This is a genomic window from Actinomadura sp. HBU206391, assembly GCF_014323665.1.
GTDB lineage: Bacteria > Actinomycetota > Actinomycetes > Streptosporangiales > Streptosporangiaceae > Actinomadura_C.
This window is the reverse complement of sequence record NZ_JABVEB010000563.1, coordinates 1-1121: the sequence shown is the minus strand read 5'-3', so window position 1 is coordinate 1121 and position 1121 is coordinate 1. Positions and strand designations below refer to the sequence as shown.

The following is a 1121-nucleotide window of genomic DNA, read 5'->3' as shown; positions in this document are numbered from 1 at the left end:
TGAGGAGCCCCGCGCTTTCCGGACAGCTGCTTTACGGTTGATTCACGCTGCGAGCTGCTGCTTCAGGTACTCGTTGTGGACCTGTTTGGGGGTCCTGTACTGGAGTCCTGAGTGGCGACGTCTGGAATTGTATCGGAACTCGATATATCTCGCAATATCGCGGTAAGCGTGTTCGCGGGTCGGATACTCGGTGCGGTGGCAGCGCTCGTTCTTCAGTGTGCCGAAGAATGATTCGGCCATTGAATTGTCGTAGCAGATACCGGTCCGTCCGACCGATTGGCGGAGCCCGAGTCGCTTCAGCGTCGTGGCGAACTGGGTGGAAGTGTAGTTGCTTCCGCGGTCCGAGTGAAAGATCGCCTGATCGGCGAGGGTGTGATTTTCGGCAGCCATTTCGATGGCCTTCTCGATGAGCGGGGTCTTGTAGTTGTCGTCCATTGCCCAGCCCACTACCGCCTTGGTGTGGCAGTCGATGACGGTCGCCAGATAGATCCATCCTTGCCAGGTTTCGACGTATGTGATGTCACCGACCATTTTCAGGCCGGGCGCGTCGGCGGTGAAGTCGCGGTTCACCAGGTCGGGGATGCGGTGCTCCTTGCCGTCGCCTTCAGTGAGGCTGAACCGCCATGGCTTGGGCTGGCAGGGCTCCAGGCCCAGGTCCCGCATGAGGGCGCGGACGAGTTCGAGGCCGGCCTGGACGCCGTGGTCGATCAGGTCCGCGTGGATCCGCCGGTGCCCGTACGTACCGTCCGATTCGGTGAAGAAATGCTGGATCAGCAGTTTGAGTTCCGTCCGCCGTTTGACGGTTGCCGACTCGGGGCGGCTGCGCCATTCGTAGAAGCCGGATCTGGATACTCGGAGCCAGAAGCACATTTTGGTGATCGGCGGGACTGTCGTTGCGCTCTTGGCTGTGGCAGTTGCGTACTCCGCGTCGATGAACTCGAACTTGTCGGTCACCGATGGTCCTTGGCGAAGTACGCGGCCGCTTTTTTCAAGAACTCAAGCTCCATCTTGAGTTCCCGGATCTCGCGCTCCTGCTCCCGCAAGCGAGCCCGCTCGTCGATCGTCAAGGGTGGTTCTTCTCCCGCATGCTCGCGCCGGTATGCGGCCACCCAATTCGCCAG

At 60.6% G+C, this 1121-nt stretch carries 1 pseudogene; it reads right to left on the bottom strand.

The features are described 5' to 3' along the window. Positions 1–42 precede the first annotated feature (42 nt). Positions 43–978: pseudogene (locus HKK72_RS39425) on the bottom strand (IS3 family transposase); the annotation flags it as partial. Positions 979–1121: the final 143 nt, after the last annotated feature.